The organism is Clavibacter sp. AC415 (genome assembly GCF_979252985.1).
Map to the genome: position 1 here is coordinate 1 of NZ_CEEDAR010000021.1, position 15866 is coordinate 15866.

General features: G+C 72.8%; 15 protein-coding genes, 1 tRNA gene, 1 other RNA gene and 5 pseudogenes. 12 read left to right on the forward strand and 10 right to left on the reverse strand.

The genetic code is table 11. The features are described 5' to 3' along the window. Window positions 1-56: 56 nt before the first annotated feature. The 4 genes and pseudogenes from ACZ411_RS14530 to ACZ411_RS14545 form a co-directional block, all read right to left on the reverse strand. Window positions 57-701, reverse strand: a pseudogene (locus ACZ411_RS14530) (hypothetical protein). A 40-nt stretch (window positions 702-741) separates the two neighbouring features. After that, complete coding sequence (locus ACZ411_RS14535; RefSeq protein WP_464171374.1) at window positions 742-990, reverse strand: hypothetical protein; 249 nt, start codon at window positions 988-990, stop codon at window positions 742-744. Between the two features lie 154 nt (window positions 991-1144). Next, complete coding sequence (locus tag ACZ411_RS14540) at window positions 1145-1435, reverse strand: hypothetical protein (protein ID WP_464171342.1); 291 nt, start codon at window positions 1433-1435, stop codon at window positions 1145-1147. After that, window positions 1432-2175 carry a hypothetical protein gene (locus ACZ411_RS14545; protein WP_464171343.1) on the reverse strand — a complete coding sequence of 248 codons (744 nt, stop codon included), beginning with the start codon at window positions 2173-2175 and terminating at the stop codon, window positions 1432-1434. Before ACZ411_RS14545 ends, ACZ411_RS14540 begins: the two co-directional genes overlap by 4 nt. A 501-nt stretch (window positions 2176-2676) precedes the next feature. On the opposite strand from ACZ411_RS14545, the pseudogene ACZ411_RS14550 reads away from it, so the two are divergent. After that, window positions 2677-3144 (forward strand): annotated as a pseudogene (locus tag ACZ411_RS14550) (peroxiredoxin); the annotation flags it as partial. Window positions 3145-3182: 38 nt separating this feature from the next. On the opposite strand, the gene ACZ411_RS14555 reads toward ACZ411_RS14550, so the two are convergent. Both ACZ411_RS14555 and ACZ411_RS14560 read right to left on the reverse strand, forming a co-directional pair. Beyond that, window positions 3183-3506 carry a hypothetical protein gene (locus ACZ411_RS14555; protein ID WP_464171379.1) on the reverse strand — a complete coding sequence of 108 codons (324 nt, stop codon included), beginning with the start codon at window positions 3504-3506 and terminating at the stop codon, window positions 3183-3185. A gap of 183 nt (window positions 3507-3689) precedes the next feature. Continuing rightward, the gene (locus ACZ411_RS14560) at window positions 3690-3875 is read right to left on the reverse strand and encodes a hypothetical protein (RefSeq protein WP_464171344.1); all 186 of its coding nucleotides are present in this window, start codon (window positions 3873-3875) and stop codon (window positions 3690-3692) included. A 91-nt stretch (window positions 3876-3966) separates the two neighbouring features. Between ACZ411_RS14560 and ACZ411_RS14565 the strand changes: the two genes are divergently transcribed. Then, window positions 3967-4039: transfer RNA gene (locus ACZ411_RS14565), tRNA-Val, on the forward strand. 74 nt (window positions 4040-4113) lie between these two features. Here ACZ411_RS14565 and ACZ411_RS14570 read toward each other — a convergent pair. Continuing rightward, window positions 4114-4260: a hypothetical protein gene (locus ACZ411_RS14570; RefSeq protein WP_464171345.1), complete on the reverse strand. Its 147-nt coding sequence runs from the start codon at window positions 4258-4260 to the stop codon at window positions 4114-4116. Beyond that, entirely contained in the window at window positions 4245-4721 is a 477-nt protein-coding gene (locus ACZ411_RS14575; protein WP_464171346.1) for a TetR/AcrR family transcriptional regulator, read from the reverse strand. Before ACZ411_RS14575 ends, ACZ411_RS14570 begins: the two co-directional genes overlap by 16 nt. Before the next feature lie 67 nt (window positions 4722-4788). Between ACZ411_RS14575 and ACZ411_RS14580 the strand changes: the two are divergent. From ACZ411_RS14580 to rnpB, 7 genes and pseudogenes are all read left to right on the forward strand, one after another. Then, a pseudogene (locus tag ACZ411_RS14580) lies at window positions 4789-5429 on the forward strand (biotin transporter BioY). Continuing rightward, window positions 5426-6130, forward strand: a complete 705-nt coding sequence (locus ACZ411_RS14585; protein ID WP_104343089.1) for an energy-coupling factor ABC transporter ATP-binding protein — start codon at window positions 5426-5428, stop codon at window positions 6128-6130. Before ACZ411_RS14580 ends, ACZ411_RS14585 begins: the two are co-directional and overlap by 4 nt. Window positions 6131-6165: 35 nt before the next feature. Then, on the forward strand, window positions 6166-6735 hold the full coding sequence (locus ACZ411_RS14590; RefSeq protein WP_104290270.1) for a CbiQ family ECF transporter T component: 570 nt from the start codon (window positions 6166-6168) through the stop codon (window positions 6733-6735). Window positions 6736-6858: 123 nt separating this feature from the next. After that, window positions 6859-7068: a hypothetical protein gene (locus ACZ411_RS14595; protein ID WP_464171347.1), complete on the forward strand. Its 210-nt coding sequence runs from the start codon at window positions 6859-6861 to the stop codon at window positions 7066-7068. A 51-nt stretch (window positions 7069-7119) separates the two neighbouring features. Further along, window positions 7120-7946, forward strand: a pseudogene (locus ACZ411_RS14600) (Nif3-like dinuclear metal center hexameric protein). 89 nt (window positions 7947-8035) lie between these two features. After that, on the forward strand, window positions 8036-8770 hold the full coding sequence (locus tag ACZ411_RS14605; protein WP_464171348.1) for a zinc ribbon domain-containing protein: 735 nt from the start codon (window positions 8036-8038) through the stop codon (window positions 8768-8770). A 51-nt stretch (window positions 8771-8821) separates the two neighbouring features. Further along, window positions 8822-9201: RNase P RNA component class A (gene rnpB, locus ACZ411_RS14610), an RNA gene on the forward strand. An 83-nt stretch (window positions 9202-9284) separates the two neighbouring features. Here rnpB and ppgK read toward each other — a convergent pair. After that, window positions 9285-10106 (reverse strand): polyphosphate--glucose phosphotransferase, encoded by an 822-nt coding sequence (gene ppgK, locus ACZ411_RS14615; protein ID WP_104290267.1) that lies wholly within the window; start codon window positions 10104-10106, stop codon window positions 9285-9287. Window positions 10107-10180: 74 nt separating this feature from the next. Between ppgK and ACZ411_RS14620 the strand changes: the two genes are divergently transcribed. Beyond that, entirely contained in the window at window positions 10181-10363 is a 183-nt protein-coding gene (locus tag ACZ411_RS14620) for a hypothetical protein (RefSeq protein WP_104290266.1), read from the forward strand. 41 nt (window positions 10364-10404) lie between these two features. On the opposite strand, the gene panB is transcribed toward ACZ411_RS14620, so the two are convergent. After that, window positions 10405-11274, reverse strand: a complete 870-nt coding sequence (gene panB / locus ACZ411_RS14625; protein WP_464171349.1) for a 3-methyl-2-oxobutanoate hydroxymethyltransferase — start codon at window positions 11272-11274, stop codon at window positions 10405-10407. Between the two features lie 86 nt (window positions 11275-11360). Here panB and ACZ411_RS14630 point away from each other — a divergent pair. Together ACZ411_RS14630 and ACZ411_RS14635 are read left to right on the forward strand one after the other, a co-directional pair. Then, window positions 11361-12699, forward strand: a pseudogene (locus tag ACZ411_RS14630) (glutamine synthetase family protein). A 61-nt stretch (window positions 12700-12760) separates the two neighbouring features. Beyond that, window positions 12761-15784 (forward strand): bifunctional [glutamine synthetase] adenylyltransferase/[glutamine synthetase]-adenylyl-L-tyrosine phosphorylase, encoded by a 3024-nt coding sequence (locus ACZ411_RS14635; RefSeq protein ID WP_464171350.1) that lies wholly within the window; start codon window positions 12761-12763, stop codon window positions 15782-15784. The last annotated feature ends 82 nt before the right edge of the window (window positions 15785-15866 follow it).

A 15866-nucleotide genomic window follows, 5' to 3' on the forward strand; every position in this document is an offset into this window, starting at 1 on the left:
ATGTTCCTGTACTTCGTTGGGTTGTGCAGCCGATATTAACCGTTCCTCGTGCAGTGTCAAGAGATGTTTTCGCATTTATCGTGAAACGCTTTCGCGTTTTTCGTGCGCCGCTTCAGCGCCTCGAGCGCCCACGGCACGGCGACGCCGGACGCCATCAGCTGCGCCTTCGGCCCGTCGATCCAGCCGTCCTTGAGCTTGTAGACGCCGCGGACGATGCCGTCCACGTCCACGCCCTCCGGCTCGGCCGGGTGGATGATCGGCTCGTTGTAGACCGTGATGTAGTACATGACGTTCGGGTCCTCGTGGTCCCCGCCGTACATGCGCTCGAGCCCGGACCGGACGATGTGCCCGATCTCGTAGGCGTACGCCGGGTCGTACGAGACCACCGCCGGGTTCGTCTGCGACAGGACGAGCGAGTGCCCGTCGGCGTGCTGCAGGCCCTCGCCCGTCAGCGTCGTGCGTCCCGCGGTCGCGCCCGGAGTGCGGAAGCCTCGCGCCATCTGGTCGCCCGCGGCCCAGATCGCGTCGCCCGTGCGCTGGAACCCGGAACATCGAGTAGAAGACGTAGATCGGGATCAGCGGGGCTCGCCCTGCGTGGAGTACGTGGTGCCGAGGTTGGTGAACGCCGCCAGGGCGCCCGCCTCGTTGATGCCCACGTGCACGATCTGGCCCTGCGGGCTCTCCTTGTCGGAGAGCAGCAGCTCGCGGTCGACCGACGTGTAGTGCTGGCCGTTCGGGTTGCTAGATCTTCGCCGTGGGGAAGAAGGCGTCGATGCCGAAGGTGCGGGCCTCGTCCGGGATGATCGGGACGACGCGGTTGCCGAAGTCCTTCGACCGGATGAGGTCCTTGAGCAGGCGGACGAACGCCATGGTCGTGGCGATCTCCTGCGTGCCGGATCCCTTCTTCGAGATGCGGTACGCCGAGTCGTCCGGCAGCGAGATGGCCGTGTGCGCCGTGCGGCGCTCCGGGGAGTACCCCGCCGAGCGCACGGCGGCGCTCCTGCATGTACTGGATCGCCTCGTCGTCCTGACCGGGGTGGTAGTACTACGGCGGCAGGTACGGGTCCTGCTCGAGCTGGGCGTCCGTCGATCGGCACGCGCATCTCGTCGCGGAACTGCTTGAGGTTGTCGAGCGTGAGCTTCTTCATCTGGTGGGTCGCGTTGCGGCCCTCGAAGCTCGGGCCGAGTCCGTAGCCCTTGACGGTCTTGGCGAGGATGACCGTCGGCTGCCCGGTGTGCTCGCTGGCCGCCTTGAACGCCGCGTAGACCTTGCGGTAGTCGTGGCCGCCGCGCTGCAGAGGGTCCAGATCTGGTCGTCGCTGTAGCCCTCGACGAGCTTCGCGGTGCGCTCGTCGCGCCCGAAGAAGTTCTCGCGGATGTAGGCGCCGCTCTCGGCCTTGAAGGTCTGGTAGTCGCCGTCGGGCGTGCGGTTCATAGAGGTCGAGCAGCGCGCCCTCGGTGTCGCGGGCGAGCAGGTCGTCCCACTCGCGGCCCCAGACGACTTCGATGACGTTCCAGCCGGCGCCGCGGAAGAAGCTCTCGAGCTCCTGGATGCATCTTGCCGTTGCCGCGGACGGGTCCGGTCCGTTCGAGGCGCTGGAGGTTGCAGTTGATGACGAAGTTCAGGTTGTCGAGCTTCTCGTTCGCCGCGACCTGCAGCCGGCCGCGGCTCTCGACCTCGTCCATCTCGCCGTCGCCGAGGAACGCCCAGACCTGCTGGTCGGAGGCGTCCTTGATGCCGCGGTTGGTGAGGTACTTGTTCGCCTGCGCCTGGTAGATCGCGTTGATCGGGCCGAGGCCCATCGACACCGTGGGGAACTGCCAGAACTCCGGCATGAGACGCGGGTGCGGGTACGACGAGAGGCCGCCGCCCTGGTGGCTCTTCTCCTGGCGGAAGCCGTCGAGCTGGTGCTCGCTCAGGCGGCCCTCGAGGAAGGCGCGCGCATAGGTGCCGGGGGAGGCGTGTCCCTGCACGAAGATCTGGTCGCCACCGCCCGCGTGGTCCTGTCCGCGGAAGAAGATCAAGTGGTTGTAGCCGACCTCGTAGAGCGCGGCCGACGACGCGTACGTCGCGATGTGGCCGCCGACCGCGATGCCGGGCCGCTGGGCCCGGTGCCCGCGTGACGGCCGCGTTCCAGCGGATCCAGGCGCGGTATCGGCGCTCGAGGTCCTCATCGCCCGGGAACTCCGGCTCGTTCTCCGGCGCGATGGTGTTGATGTCAGTCCGTGGTGGGGACCATCGGCACGTTGAGGTGCAGCTCCTTGGAGCGCTTGAGGAGGCTGAGCATGACGTCGCGCGCGCGACCCCGGCCCTGCGTCTCGACGAGCCCGTCGAGGGACTCGGTCCGATTCGGCGGTCTCTTCCGGATCCTGGTCGGTGTGGTTCACCGAGTACAGGATCCTGGTCGTTGACAGTCACCCTCGACCCTCTTCCTGTGGTGTGCAGACATCGTCTTCGGTGCCACGGGGCTCGAAGGGTGCGAGAGCCGCGCGTACGCCGAGAGCCAGCCTACCCATGCCGACCGACCGCGACGGACGACGACGGGCCATGGCCGATGCCGACCGCCCGCGACGCGCCCCCGGCCGCCCGCCGCTGGACATCGCGGATCCCCGGCGTAGGATCGGTGCTCGTGCCAGACAGGAGACACTCGCCGGCACGGAAGGAGTCCGCACCCCATGGCCCTGGCCAAGGACACACAGGCTCCCGACTTCGAGCTCGCCGACCGGTTGGGCGAGCGGGTCCGGTTGCAGGCGAGTACCGCGGCCACCGCGCGGTCGCCCTCGTCTTCTTCCCCCTGGCCTTCTCGGGGACGTGCACCGGCGAGATGTGCCAGCTCGAGGAGAACCTCGCGCTGTTCGCCGACAGCCGCGTGGAGCTCATCGGCATCAGCGTCGACAGCAAGCACACCCTGCGGGCGTGGGCACAGCAGCAGGGCATCGACTTCCAGCTCCTCGCCGACTTCTGGCCGCACAGGCCAGGTGGCGAAGGAGTACGGCGTGTTCCTCGAGGAGAAGGGGTTCGCGAACCGCGCGACCTTCCTCATCGACACCCGCGGCATCATCCGCGGCAGCTTCATCACGGCGCCGGGCGAGGCGCGCGAGCTCGAGGCGTACCGCAGCGCCATCCGCGACCTGGCGCTCGTCCGGCCTGATCGGGCGAACGCGCGCGAACGGCCGGCGCCTCAGCTCAGGATGTTGACGGCCCGGGCGATGACCAGCGCGAGGATCACGAACCCCGCGAACGCCTCCAGCGCCATCAGCGCCTTGGCGCGGTGGCTGAGGGGCATGGTGTCGGTGGGGCTGTACGCCATCGAGTTCGTGAGCGAGAAGTAGGCGTAGTCGACGAAGCCCGGCACCCAGTCCGCGTGCTCGGAGGAGCGGCGCGCGACCTCGGAGACGGCGCCTGCGTCCTCATCCTGCGGGAACCGGAAGTCGGCCGGCGCCAGAGCCGCCCGCGCGTGCGTGCGACGCGCGACGGGACCCCCGCGGTCGAGCTCCCAGAACACCGAGCGCGAACACCAGGACGTTGGTCGTCCACACCTGGAGTGCCGTCATGAGCAGCTCCGGCCCCGCCTCCGAGGCGTCGACCAGGGCCCTCGCCGAGCACGACGAGGCTACACCTGGTTCGCGACAGAGCAGCAGCCCGCCGAGCGCGAGCCCCAGACCCCGCGACCACGCCGTCTCCCGGGTCAGCCGCCGGGATTGAGCACGACGAGCGGCACGAGCAGGGCCACCGCGATCACCACCACCGCGGCACGCACGCCGAGGGGCACTGCGGTCGGTGCGATGCCGTACAGGGCCACCGCGATGAGCAGCCCGACCGCGGCGGGCCAGCGGGGCTCCGCGACGGTGCGGCGGGACGGATGGATGGGCACGGGGGAGAGGCTGCGTCGGGCCTGCGCGTCGGAGCGCGGGCACGCCGATGCGCTCGGCTACCATTGCCAGGCGCCGGGTCACCGGACGCCAGGGCCTTTAGCTCAGTTGGTAGAGCGCCACGTTTACACCGTGGATGTCGTCGGTTCGAGCCCGGCAGGGCCCACCTCGCTCGGGACCGCCGGTCCCGGCGGCGTCCTGACCGCCTCGACGGCTCGCCGATCCGCCCGGCGCGTCGCGTCATGCCAGCGTCGACAGCCCCCGGACCAGCATGTCGAGTCCGAACGCGAAGTCCTCGTCCGGATCCTCGCCGCCCGTCCCTGCCGGGAGCAGACCCAGGCGCCGGAGCCCGATCCGCTGCTGCTCGTGCGTCACGTGCCCCAGCACGAAGTGCAGGACGGCCGACGCCGCCCGCGCGGCCTCCCGCTCGCCGACGCCGCCGCCGCGACGGCCGCGGAGAGCGCGTCACGGGCCGCCGTGGCGCCCAGCCCGAGCGCGGTCGTGCTGGCCACGACCTCGGCACCGTCGCGGTGGGCGAGGAGCGCCCGTCGGAGGGCGGCAGCCTGCTCTCGGACGCGCTCGCCCCACACGCCGCCGGGACCGGCCGACGGTGAGGCGTCCGTGATCGACGCAGTCGCCTCGGCGACGATCCGGTCGGCCAGCTCCGCCAGCAGGCTCTGCTTGTCGGGGAAGTGCCAGTAGAGGGCGCTCGGCTGCACGTCGAGGGCGGCGCCGAGACGCCGCATGGTGAAGTCGGGGAGGCCGTGCTCGTCGAGGATCCGCAGGGCGGTCCGCGCGACGTCGTCGCGCGTGTGCCTCCCGGTCGCCCTGTCGAACCATGCCCCCACTATAGTGAACGGCGTTCAGGTGAACGCCGTTCAGGCCCGCCTCCTCGCCTCCTACCGAAGGACGCCCATGACCACGACCCGCCCCCTCGCCGCCGGCTCCGAGCGCGCGGCACGGCTCGACGCCACCGACCTCGCCCGGGTCGCCGTGATGGCCGCGGTCGTCGCCGTGCTGGGACTGCCCGGCAGCATCAGCGTCATGGGCGGCGTCCCCATCACCGCGCAGACCCTCGGCGTCATGCTCGCCGGTGCGGTGCTCGGGCCCGTCCTCGGTGCGCTCGCGCTCACCGTCCTCCTCGCGCTCGTGGCGGTCGGTCTTCCACTGCTCTCGGGAGGCACCGGCGGCCTGGGCGTGTTCCTCGGGCCCTCGGGGGCTACCTCGTCGGGTGGATCCTCGGCGCGGCCGTCGTCGGGCTCGTCGTGCACCTGGGTGGACGGCGCCCGACGGCCTGGCGCACCGCTCTCGCGATGCTGGCCGGCGGGATCGCGGTCATCTACGCCGTCGGCATCCCCGTGCAGAGCCTCGTCACGCGCCTGCCGCTGGCCGAGACCGCGCTCACGAGCCTCGTCTTCCTCCCGGGGGACCTCGTCAAGGCGGCCATCGCCACCGGCATCGTCATGACGCTCGTCCGCGGGTACCCGCGCGCGTTCCGCCGTGCGGGCGGCTGGCGCTCCTCCCGGCCGTCCGTCGGCACGACCGCGGCGCGGTGATCGCGCCCGACGGCGCACCTCCGGCGGCGCTGCACCTGGACGGCGTCGGCGTCCGCCTCGGCGAGCTCGAGGCGCTCCGCGATGTGACGCTCGACGTCGATGCGCGCACCCTGGCGGTCATCGGCGAGAACGGCTCGGGCAAGAGCACGTTCGCCCGGCTCGTCGGCGGCCTCGTCGACCGCAGCTCGGGCGAGCTGCGCGTCCTCGGCATCGATCCGGCCGGCGGCTCGCGCGACCTCCGGCGCCGCGTCGCGCTGGTCTTCAGCAACCCCGACGCGCAGATCGTCATGCCCACCGTGGCGGAGGACGTCGCCTTCTCGCTCCGTCCGGAGCGGCTGCCCCGCGCCGAGTCCGCGGCACGGGTCGCCGAGGCGCTACGGCGCTTCGGCATCTCGCATCTGGCCGACCGCTCCTCGCACGAGCTCTCCGGCGGGCAGAAGCAGCTGCTCGCCCTCGCGGGGGCCTTCGTCCGGCGACCCGAGCTGGTGGTGGCCGACGAGCCGACGGCGTACCTCGATGCCCGGAACGCGCGCCGGGTGGCCGACCACCTCTTCGAGGAGGGGCACCGGCTCGTGCTCGTCACGCACGACCTCGCCGCGGCCGCCCGGTGCGACGCCGCCGTGCTCTTCGCCGACGGGCGGGTGATCCGGCGCGGGGAGCCGGGGGAGGTCATCGCCGCGTACGAGACGGCGCTCGGTTGACCCCCGGCGATGCGCGGCGCGGTCGTCTCGGGCGCATGCCCGCGGGACGCGAGCTCCTCCTTCTCATGGCCGTCGTGCTGGGCGTCTCGCTCCTGCCCTCGACCTGGTGGGCGGCCGGCACGGCAGCCGTCGTGGCCGTGGTCGCCTACGCGGTCGCTCAGCTCGGAGATGGTGCGTTCGGCCTCCGGCGGCTGGTCGGCCAGGTGCGGGCCGTGCGCTGGGTGATGCTCCTCACCCTCGTCAGCCAGCTCGTCCTGCTGGGACCGGAGCCCGCGGTGGCGAACACCGCACGCGTCACGGCGGCGATCGCGATCGCGGGCCTGCTCGTGCTCACCACCACCATGACGGAGCTCCTGGACGGCATCGAGCGCGGGCTGCGTCCCCTCCGGCGTCTCGGCGTCGACACCGAGCGGGTGTCGCTGCTTCTCACGGTGACCGCGGGGACCGTCCCGGTGCTCGGCCGGCTCGCCGGGGACGTCCGCCAGGCCCAGCGGGCCCGTGGCGCCCGCGCGGGCCTCCGCACCTTCGTCGTGCCCTTCCTCGTCGTCGCCCTGAAGCACGCCGACGAGCTCGGCGACGCGCTCACCGCCCGCGGCGTGCGCTGAGTCCTCCCGAACCCACCTCCCCGAGCCGTCGCCGCTCGACGGGCTTCGGCGCGGCCGGCGACGGCGTGTCCGCCCGCGGCGCCACCCGTGTCGCCGCGGGCGTGTCGCGGTAGCATCGGCCCCATGAGCTCCGACACGGCCGACGCCGCCGCCGCCTGGTCGGTCGTCGACGCCGCGACGCACGGATCCAGCACGCACCGCGGGTCGGCCCAGCGGAGCCTCTGGCCCCTCGAGCCGCTCGTCCCGACGCCCGCGCGGTCCTCCGACTCCGCGGACGGCGATGCCGTCTCCGACGGCGACGACGCGTCCCGCCGCTCCGCGCGACGCGGCTGACCGCACCCGCACCGTGACGGGCCGGGACCCCGCCGTCGTTACGATGGGACCGTGATCCCCACCCTCGCCGACGTCGTCCGTGCCGTCGAGGACGCCTGGCCGCCGTCCGGCGCCGCCGACTGGGACTCGTCGGGGCTCGTGTCCGGCGACCTGCGCCGCCCCGTGCGGCGGATCCACCTCGCCGTCGACGCCGTCCGCGCGACCGTCGACGAGGCGCTGGCCGTCGACGCCGACCTGCTGCTGGTCCACCACCCGCTCCTCCTCCGCGGCGTCACCTCCGTGGCCGAGACCGGCTACAAGGGCGCGCTCCTCGCCGACCTGATCCGCGGCGGCTGCGCCCTGTATGCCGCGCACACGACCGCGGACGTGGTGGAGGGCGGACCTCGGGACGGCTCGCGGCACTCCTCGGCCTCGTCCCGGAGACCGTCCGCCCGCTCGAGCCCGCCGAGGGCGGCGTGCGCGGCATCGGACGCGTCGGCGACCTGCCCGCGCCCACGACGCTCGGCCGCCTGGCCGGGGAGCTCGCCCGCATCCTGCCCCCGACCGCCACGGGGATCCGGGTCTCCGGCCCCTACGACGCTCCCGTGACGCGCGTCGCGCTCTGCGGGGGAGCGGGCGACTCCCTCCTCGGGTCGGCCGGGGTGACCGGGGCGGACGTGTACATCACCTCGGACCTGCGGCACCATCCCGCGAGCGAGGCGCGCGAGTCGGCGATCCTCCGCGGCGGCGCGCCCTACCTCGTCGACACCTCCCACTGGGCGAGCGAGTGGCTCTGGCTCGACCAGGCCGCGGACACCCTGCGGTCGGCCCTGCCGGACGTCGAGATCACGGTCAGCGACATCCGCACCGACCCCTGGGACTTCGTCGTCACGCAGTGACCGCCCACCGCGCGCCCGCGGGCGCGCATGCCACGACACGCACCGCGCGCACGCACCGGCCGGCAGCGCCGCACCACGAGAGGGAGAGCATGAAGGCAGACCCGAGCATCCAGAAGGAGCTCCTCGACCTGCAGGAGATCGACACCCGGCTCACGCACCTGAAGCGGCAGCTCGGGCAGCTCCCGCAGCTGAAGGAGATCGACGCCCTGCAGCGGGAGATGGAGCTGGTCCGCCGGCGGCTCGGGGAGCGGACGGGCGTCGTCGAGGACGCGCGGACGGAGCTCTCGCGCATCGAGTCCGACGTCGCCGTCGTCCAGGCGCGCATGGACCGCGACCGCACCCGCATCGCGTCGGGCGGCAGCTCGAAGGACGTGCAGGCGCTCGAGCGCGAGCTCGAGTCGCTGCTGCGCCGTCGCGACACCCTGGAGGAGGTCCAGCTCGAGGTCATGCAGCGGCTCGAGGAGGCGCAGGCCGCGCAGTCCGAGGTCGTCGTCGAGCGCGACGGGCTGGCGGAGCGCATCGCCCGGGCCGAGGCGGAGCGGGATGCGGCGGCCGCGGAGCTGCGGGTCCAGGCCGAGCAGGCGCAGAAGGACCGCGACGCGCTCGCGCCCCGGTTCCCGGCGGACCTCATCGCCCTCTACGAGAAGCAGCGCGCGCGCTACGGCGTCGGGGCCGCGATGCTGCACCGCGGCATCTCGCTCGGCAGCAACATCACGCTGAACCAGAGCGACCTCGACGCCCTGCGGAAGCTCGCCCCGGACGACGTGGTGCTGGATCCCGAGTCCAGCGCGATCCTCGTGCGCACGGACGAGTCGGGCCTCTAGGCGCCTCCGCGCTCCGGGCGCCGCGCGCGCCCCTAGACTCGATGTCGCGGATGGGTCGGCAAGACGGTCGCGCCGCGGTCGATCCTCCGGGACACCGACCGCGTCGAGGAACGTCCGGGCTCCACAGAGCAGGGCGGTGGGTAACACCCACCCGGGGCGACCCGCGAGACAGTGCAACAGAGAGCAGACCGCCCGTCGCGCGAGCGGCGGGTGAGGGTGAAACGGCGGTGTAAGAGACCACCAGCGGCCCGAGTGATCGGGTCGGCTATGCAAACCTCGCCCGGAGCAAGGTCGAACAGGGGACGCACAGGCTGCTCGTCCAGTCCCCGGGTAGACCGCTGGAGGGCTGCGGTGACGCAGCTCCGAGATAGATGGCCGTCCATGGTGCTCCGGCACCGGGACAGAACCCGGCGTATCAGCCGGCCCATCCGCACCTCGCGCATCACGACGAGACGGCCGGGACCCTCAGGGTCCCGGCCGTCTCGTCGTGCATCCGGCCCGTGGCCGTGTGCGTTCAGTCCTCGGGCTTCGTCTTGTCGACCAGGTCGGACGCCGGCGCGTGGGTGCTCGCGCCCACGGCGTGCGCCGCGAGGGCCGCGGCGCCCATGATGCCCGCGTTGTTGCGGAGCTCCGCCGGGACGATCGGGGTGCGGAGTCGGAGAAGCGGCAGGAAGTGCTTGTGGTTCTTGGACACGCCTCCGCCCACGATGAACAGCTCCGGCCACATGAGCTTCTCGAGCTGCCCGTAGTACACCTGCAGCCGCGCGGCCCAGCGCTTCCAGTTGAGGTGGGCGCGCTCCTTCGCGGCATACGAGGCCCGGCGCTCGAAGTCGCGGCGTCCGGCGACGTCCATGTGGCCGAGCTCGGCGTTCGGGATGAGGACCCCGTCGTGGATCAGCGCGGTCCCGATCCCGGTGCCCAGCGTGGTCATGATCACCAGGCCCCGGACGTCCTTCGCGGCGCCGTACCGCGCCTCGGCGTAGCCGGCCGCATCCGCGTCGTTGACGAACGTGATCTCGAGCCCGAGGCGCTCCTCGAACAGCTTCTCCGCCTCGAGCCCGATCCAGGTCGGCGAGACGTTGGCGGCCGACATGGTCGTGCCGTGCACGATCGCGGCGGGGAAGCACACACCGAGCGGGGTGCCCGCGGGGACCTCCCCGAGTGCCTCGATGATCTGCTTCACGGTGGCCACGATGTCCTCCGGCTCGCCGCCCTGCGGCGTCGGCAGCTTGACGCGCTCGCTGCGCAGCTCTCCGGTCGCGACGTCGACGATGGCGCCCTTGATGCCCGTCCCGCCGATGTCGATGCCGATTGCGGTCGTCGCGTCGTCGCTCATGAGAGCGACCCTACCGGCTGGCCGACCCCGGTCCGCCCTCCGCGCGGCCGTCGGACGGGCCTACGATCGGCAGCATGAGCGACACCGACGAGCAGTACTGGTACGACGACCGCACGGGCGAGGTGGAGAAGGGGATGCTGTCCCCGGCCGCCCACCGGATCGGCCCCTTCGCCACCGCCGAGGAGGCGGCACGGGCGCCGCAGAGGCTGCGCGAGCGCGCGGACCAGTGGGCCGCCGAGGAGCGCGACGACGACTAGCGGCTGACGCCGCCGAAGAGGTGCCGGCGGCCGACGCGACGTCAGTCGGAGTAGCTCTCCGCCTCGGCGGGGAACGCGCCGCTGGTGACGTCGTCCCGGTAGCGCGTGGCCGCGTCCAGCAGGACCGCCCGCATGTCCGCGTAGCGGCGGACGAACCGCGGCACGCGTCCCGAGGTGAGGCCCGCGAAGTCCGTCCAGACGAGGATCTGCCCGTCGGTCCCGTTGCCGGCGCCGATGCCGATGGTCGGGATCCTCAGCTCCGCGCTGACGCGGCGCGCGATCTCCTGCGGGACCATCTCGAGGACGACGGCGAAGGCACCGGCGTCCTCGACGGCGCGGGCGTCGGCGAGCAGGGCCTCGGCGGCGTCCCCGCGTCCCTGGATGATGTGCCCGCCCAGACCGTGCTCGCTCTGCGGGGTGAAGCCGACGTGGCCCATGACCGGGATCCCGGACGAGACCACGCGGCGGATCTGCTCCGCGCTCCGCACCCCCCCCTCGAGCTTCACGGCGTGGGCGCGCGCCTCCTTCATGAAGCGCACCGCGGTGGCGAGCGCCTGGTCCGGACCCGACTCGTAGGAGCCGAACGGCAGGTCCGCGACGACGAGCGCACGCTGGGCGGAGGCCGCGACGGCGCGGGCGAGCGGGATCAGCTCGTCGACCGTGACGGGGACCGTCGTGTCGTAGCCGAGCACGGTGTTCCCGGCCGAGTCGCCGACGAGCAGGAAGTCGATCCCGGCCTCGTCGAACACCCCCGCCGTGAGCATGTCGTAGCTGGTGAGCCCCGTGATCTTGAGGCCCTGCTCCTTGGCCCGCGCGAAGTGCCGGATGCGCACCCTCTTCGGCGGCCCGGCGGGCTCCGAGGGGAGGCGGGCGGGCTCGGGCGGGGTGACGGCAGCGTCGGGTCTCTGCATGTCCGGCAGTCTACGGCGGGCCCCCGTGGCGGGCCGTCGGGCCCCTGGTCAGCCGGTAGGTTGGAGACCGACGAGAGGGCAGGTGGATGGACAAGCAGCGTGACTTCGTCCTGCGGACGATCGAGGAGCGCGGGATCAAGTTCGTGCGCCTCTGGTTCACCGACGTGACCGGCACCCTGAAGTCGGTGGCCATCGCCCCGGCCGAGGTCGAGGGGGCGTTCGCCGAGGGCCTCGGGTTCGACGGCTCGGCCATCGAGGGCCTCACCCGCTCGTACGAGGCCGACATGCTGGCCCACCCGGATCCGACGACCTTCCAGATCCTGCCGTGGCGCGGCGAGATCGACCCGACCGCGCGGATGTTCTGCGACATCTCGACGCCCGACGGCCAGCCCGCCATCGCGGATCCGCGCAACGTCCTGAAGCGCACGCTGGAGAAGGCCGCCGACCGCGGCTTCACCTTCTACACGCACCCGGAGATCGAGTTCTACCTCCTCAAGTCGTCGGAGTTCGGCGTCGACGGGCCCGAGCCGGTCGATGCCGCGGGCTACTTCGACAACGTGCCGGGCGGCACGGCGCACGACTTCCGACGCCGCTCCGTGCGCATGCTCGAGGACCTCGGCATCTCGGTGGAGTTCAGCCACCACGAGGCGGGTCCGGGCCAGAACGAGATCGACCTCCGCTACGCGGACGCCCTCACCACCGCCGACAACATCATGACCTTCCGCACGGTCATCAAGGAGGTGGCGATCGAGCAGGGCGTCTACGCGACGTTCATGCCGAAGCCGCTGGCGGCGCAGCCCGGAAGCGGCATGCACACGCACATGTCCCTCTTCGAGGGCGACGTCAACGCCTTCTACGCCTCGGGTGCCGAGTACCAGCTCTCCACCATCGGGCGCCAGTTCATCGCGGGCCTCCTCCGACACGCTCCCGAGATCACGGCCGTCACGAACCAGTTCGTGAACTCCTACAAGCGGCTCTGGGGCGGGGGCGAGGCCCCGAGCTTCGTCACGTGGGGGCACAACAACCGGTCCGCGCTCGTGCGCGTGCCGCTGTACAAGCCGAACAAGGGCAACAGCTCCCGGGTCGAGTACCGGGCCATCGACTCCGCGGCGAACCCCTACCTCTCGTTCTCGCTCATGCTGGCCGCCGGCCTCAGAGGGCATCGAGGAGGGCTACGAGCTCCCGGCCGAGGCCGAGGACAACGTGTGGAGCCTCAGCGACGCCGAGCGGCGTGCCCTCGGGTACTCGCCGTTGCCTTCGAGCCTCGACCACGCCATCCAGCTCATGGAGCGCTCCGAGCTGGTCGCGGAGACCCTGGGGGAGCAGGTGTTCAACTACGTCCTGCTCAACAAGCGGCAGGAGTGGCGCGACTACCGCGCCCAGGTGACGCCGTACGAGCTGCGCTCCAACCTCGAGATGCTCTGACCCGGTCCACCCACCGGCCGACCGGCACCCCGGGCGGCATCCGACGAGTCCGGAGCACCCGATGAGACGCGGACAGACACTGACCGGCGCGCTCGCCCGCGCCGGGTTCGCCCACCTGAGCGAGGTCGGGGCGACCCTCGCGGAGGCGGCCGAGCTGTCGGGGTGGGCGGAGGCGGATCTGGTCGACGCGCTCACCCCGAGCGCGGACCCCGACGGCGCCCTCGATGCCCTGGTGCGGCTGCTGCGGACCGACCCGGACCGGACGCGCGCCGTCCTGGACGACGGCGACGCCCGGCACCGTCTCGCCCGCGTCCTCGGCTCGTCGGAGGGCCTGGCCGAGTTCCTGGTCCGGCACCCCGCCGAGCTCGACGCGTTCGCCCGTCCGCTCGGCCACGCACCGGCGCCGGACGACGTGAGGGAGCTGCTGCTCGCCGCGGTCGGTGCGGACGAGCACGGCGTCGCCGCCCTCACGGGCACCCCGGCCCGGGCGGCGTTGCGCGTGCGGTACCGCGCGCTCGTGGCGCGCGTGGCCGCCTGGGACCTCGTGCACCCGGATCCCCTCGTCGCCGTCCGCCCGGTCACGGCGGCACTGGCCGACCTCGCCGGCGCGGCCCTCGAGGCCTCGCTCGCGGTCGCGCGCGCCGAGCTGTCGGCTCCGGGCGCCTTCGGCCGGGCCCGGTCCGAGGAGATCCGGGCGACCCGGCTCGCGGTGATCGGGATGGGCAAGGCGGGGGCCCGCGAGCTCAACTACGTGAGCGACGTCGACGTCATCTTCGTCGCCGAGGCCGCCACGGACGCCGACGGCGATCCCGTCATCGAACCGCACCGCGCCGTCGAGCTCGCCACGCGGCTCGCGGTCCTCACGATGCGCGGGATCGACGAGCACGAGGTCGAGCCGGCGCTCTGGGAGGTGGACGCCAACCTCCGCCCGGAGGGCAAGGCCGGGGCGCTCGTCCGGACGCTGGACTCGCACCTCGCCTACTACGACCGCTGGGCGAAGGACTGGGAGTTCCAGGCGCTCCTCAAGGCCCGGCCGCTCGCCGGCGACGCGGAGCTGGGCCGGCGCTACGCGGAGGCCGTCGCGCCCCTCGTCTGGTCGAGCGCGAGCCGGGAGGGCTTCGTCGGCCAGGTGCAGCGCATGCGCACGCGCGTGACCGACAACATCCCCGCCGACCAGCTGCACCAGCAGATCAAGCTCGGGCCGGGCGGGATCCGGGACATCGAGTTCACCGTGCAGCTGCTGCAGCTCGTGCACGGGCAGACCGACGAGGAGGTCCGGCACCGCGGCACGCTTCCCGCGCTGGTGGCCCTCGCCGACGCCGGATACATCGGGCGCACCGAGGCCGGGGACTTCGCCCGGGACTACCGCTACCTCCGGCTGCTCGAGCACCGTCTGCAGCTGGAGCGCCTGCACCGCACGCACCTGATGCCCACGGACGAGGAGCGGCTCCGCGTGCTCGCGCGGAGCACCGGGCTCGACGCACGCGCGGAGGAGCTCGTCGCGCGCTGGACCACGACGAAGACGCGCGTCCGCACCCTCCACGAGCGGCTGTTCTACCGGCCGCTCCTCGCGGCGGTCGCGTCGCTCCCCGAGGAGACGCTCGCGCTCACGAGCGACCAGGCCGCGGCCCGCCTGTCCGCGATCGGGTTCGTGGACGCGCGCGGCGCCCTCGGGCACATCCGGGCGCTGACGCAGGGCGTGTCGCGCAGCTCCGCCATCCAGCGCCACCTGCTGCCCGTGCTCCTGCAGTGGTTCGCCGACGGGCCGGATCCCGATCATGGCCTGCTCGCGTTCCGCCGCCTCAGCGAGGCCCTGGGGGAGGCCACGTGGTTCCTCCGCATGCTGCGGGACTCCGCGGGCGCCGCCCAGCGCCTGGCGCAGGTGCTCTCCGGTTCCCGCTACGTCTCCGAGCTCCTCGACCGCGTCCCCGAGGCCGCCGCCTGGCTCGCCCGCGACGAGGACCTCCGCCCGCGCACCTGGGCCGCGCTCGAGGAGGAGGCCGTCGCCACGGTCAACCGGCATCCCACGGCCGACGCGGCCGCGGCCGCCCTCCGGACCCTGCGCCGCCGGGAGATCCTGCGGCTCGCCATCGGCGCGATCGTGGGGGTCACCCACGTCGAGACCCTCGGTCCATCGCTCGCCGACATCACGACCGCCACCCTCCGCGGCGTCATGCGCGCCATCCGCCGCGAGGACGGGCCGTGGCCGGAGTTCGCCGTGGTCGCCATGGGCCGCTACGGCGGGGCCGAGCTCGGCTTCGGATCCGACGCCGACGTCATGTACGTGTTCCGCCCCATCGCGGGCATGGATCCCGAGCTCGCCCAGCGCCGTGCGCAGCTCATCGTCTCCGAGCTGACGCGCCTCACCGAGGACTCGCGCCTGCCCCTCGACCTCGACACCGGCCTCCGTCCCGAGGGGCGCAACGGACCGGTCGCGCGCTCCTTCGCCTCCTACCGCGCCTACTACGAGCGCTGGTCGCTGACGTGGGAGGCCCAGGCGCTCCTGCGGGCGCGCGGCGTCGTCGGCGACAGCGGCCTCATCGCGGACTTCACCGCCCTCGCGGACCGCTTCCGCTACCCGGCCGGCATCGGCGACGCCGACGTCCGCGAGATCAAGCGGATCAAGGCACGGGTGGAGAACGAGCGGCTGCCGCAGGGCGCCGACCCCACGCGCCATCTGAAGCTCGGTCGCGGTTCTCTGAGCGACGTGGAGTGGCTGGTGCAGCTGATCCAGCTGCAGCACGCCCACGACCATCCCGCCCTGCGTACGCCGACGACGACAGGGGCACTCGACGCCGCCGTGGAGGCGGGCCTCATGGAGGCGGAGGACGCCGGTCGCCTGCGGGACGCGTGGGTGCTCGCCTCCCGCGTCCGCTCCGCGATGACGCTGTGGACCAACCGCACCGCCGATGTACTCCCCGCCGATCGCGCGGCCCTCGACGCGATCGCCCGCCTCCTGGAGTACCCGCCGGGCTCCGCGTCCGTGCTCGAGGAGGAGTACCTCGGCGTCACGCGCCGCTCCCGCGCCGTGTTCGAGCGGCTCTTCTACGGCATCGACGACCGCCCGGATCCCCGCGGCGCCTGACGCCTCCGCCGACCGGCACCGCTCGCTCCCAGCCCGTGCCTGCCCGACGACGACGGGCCGCCCTCCCGGAGGAGGACGGCCC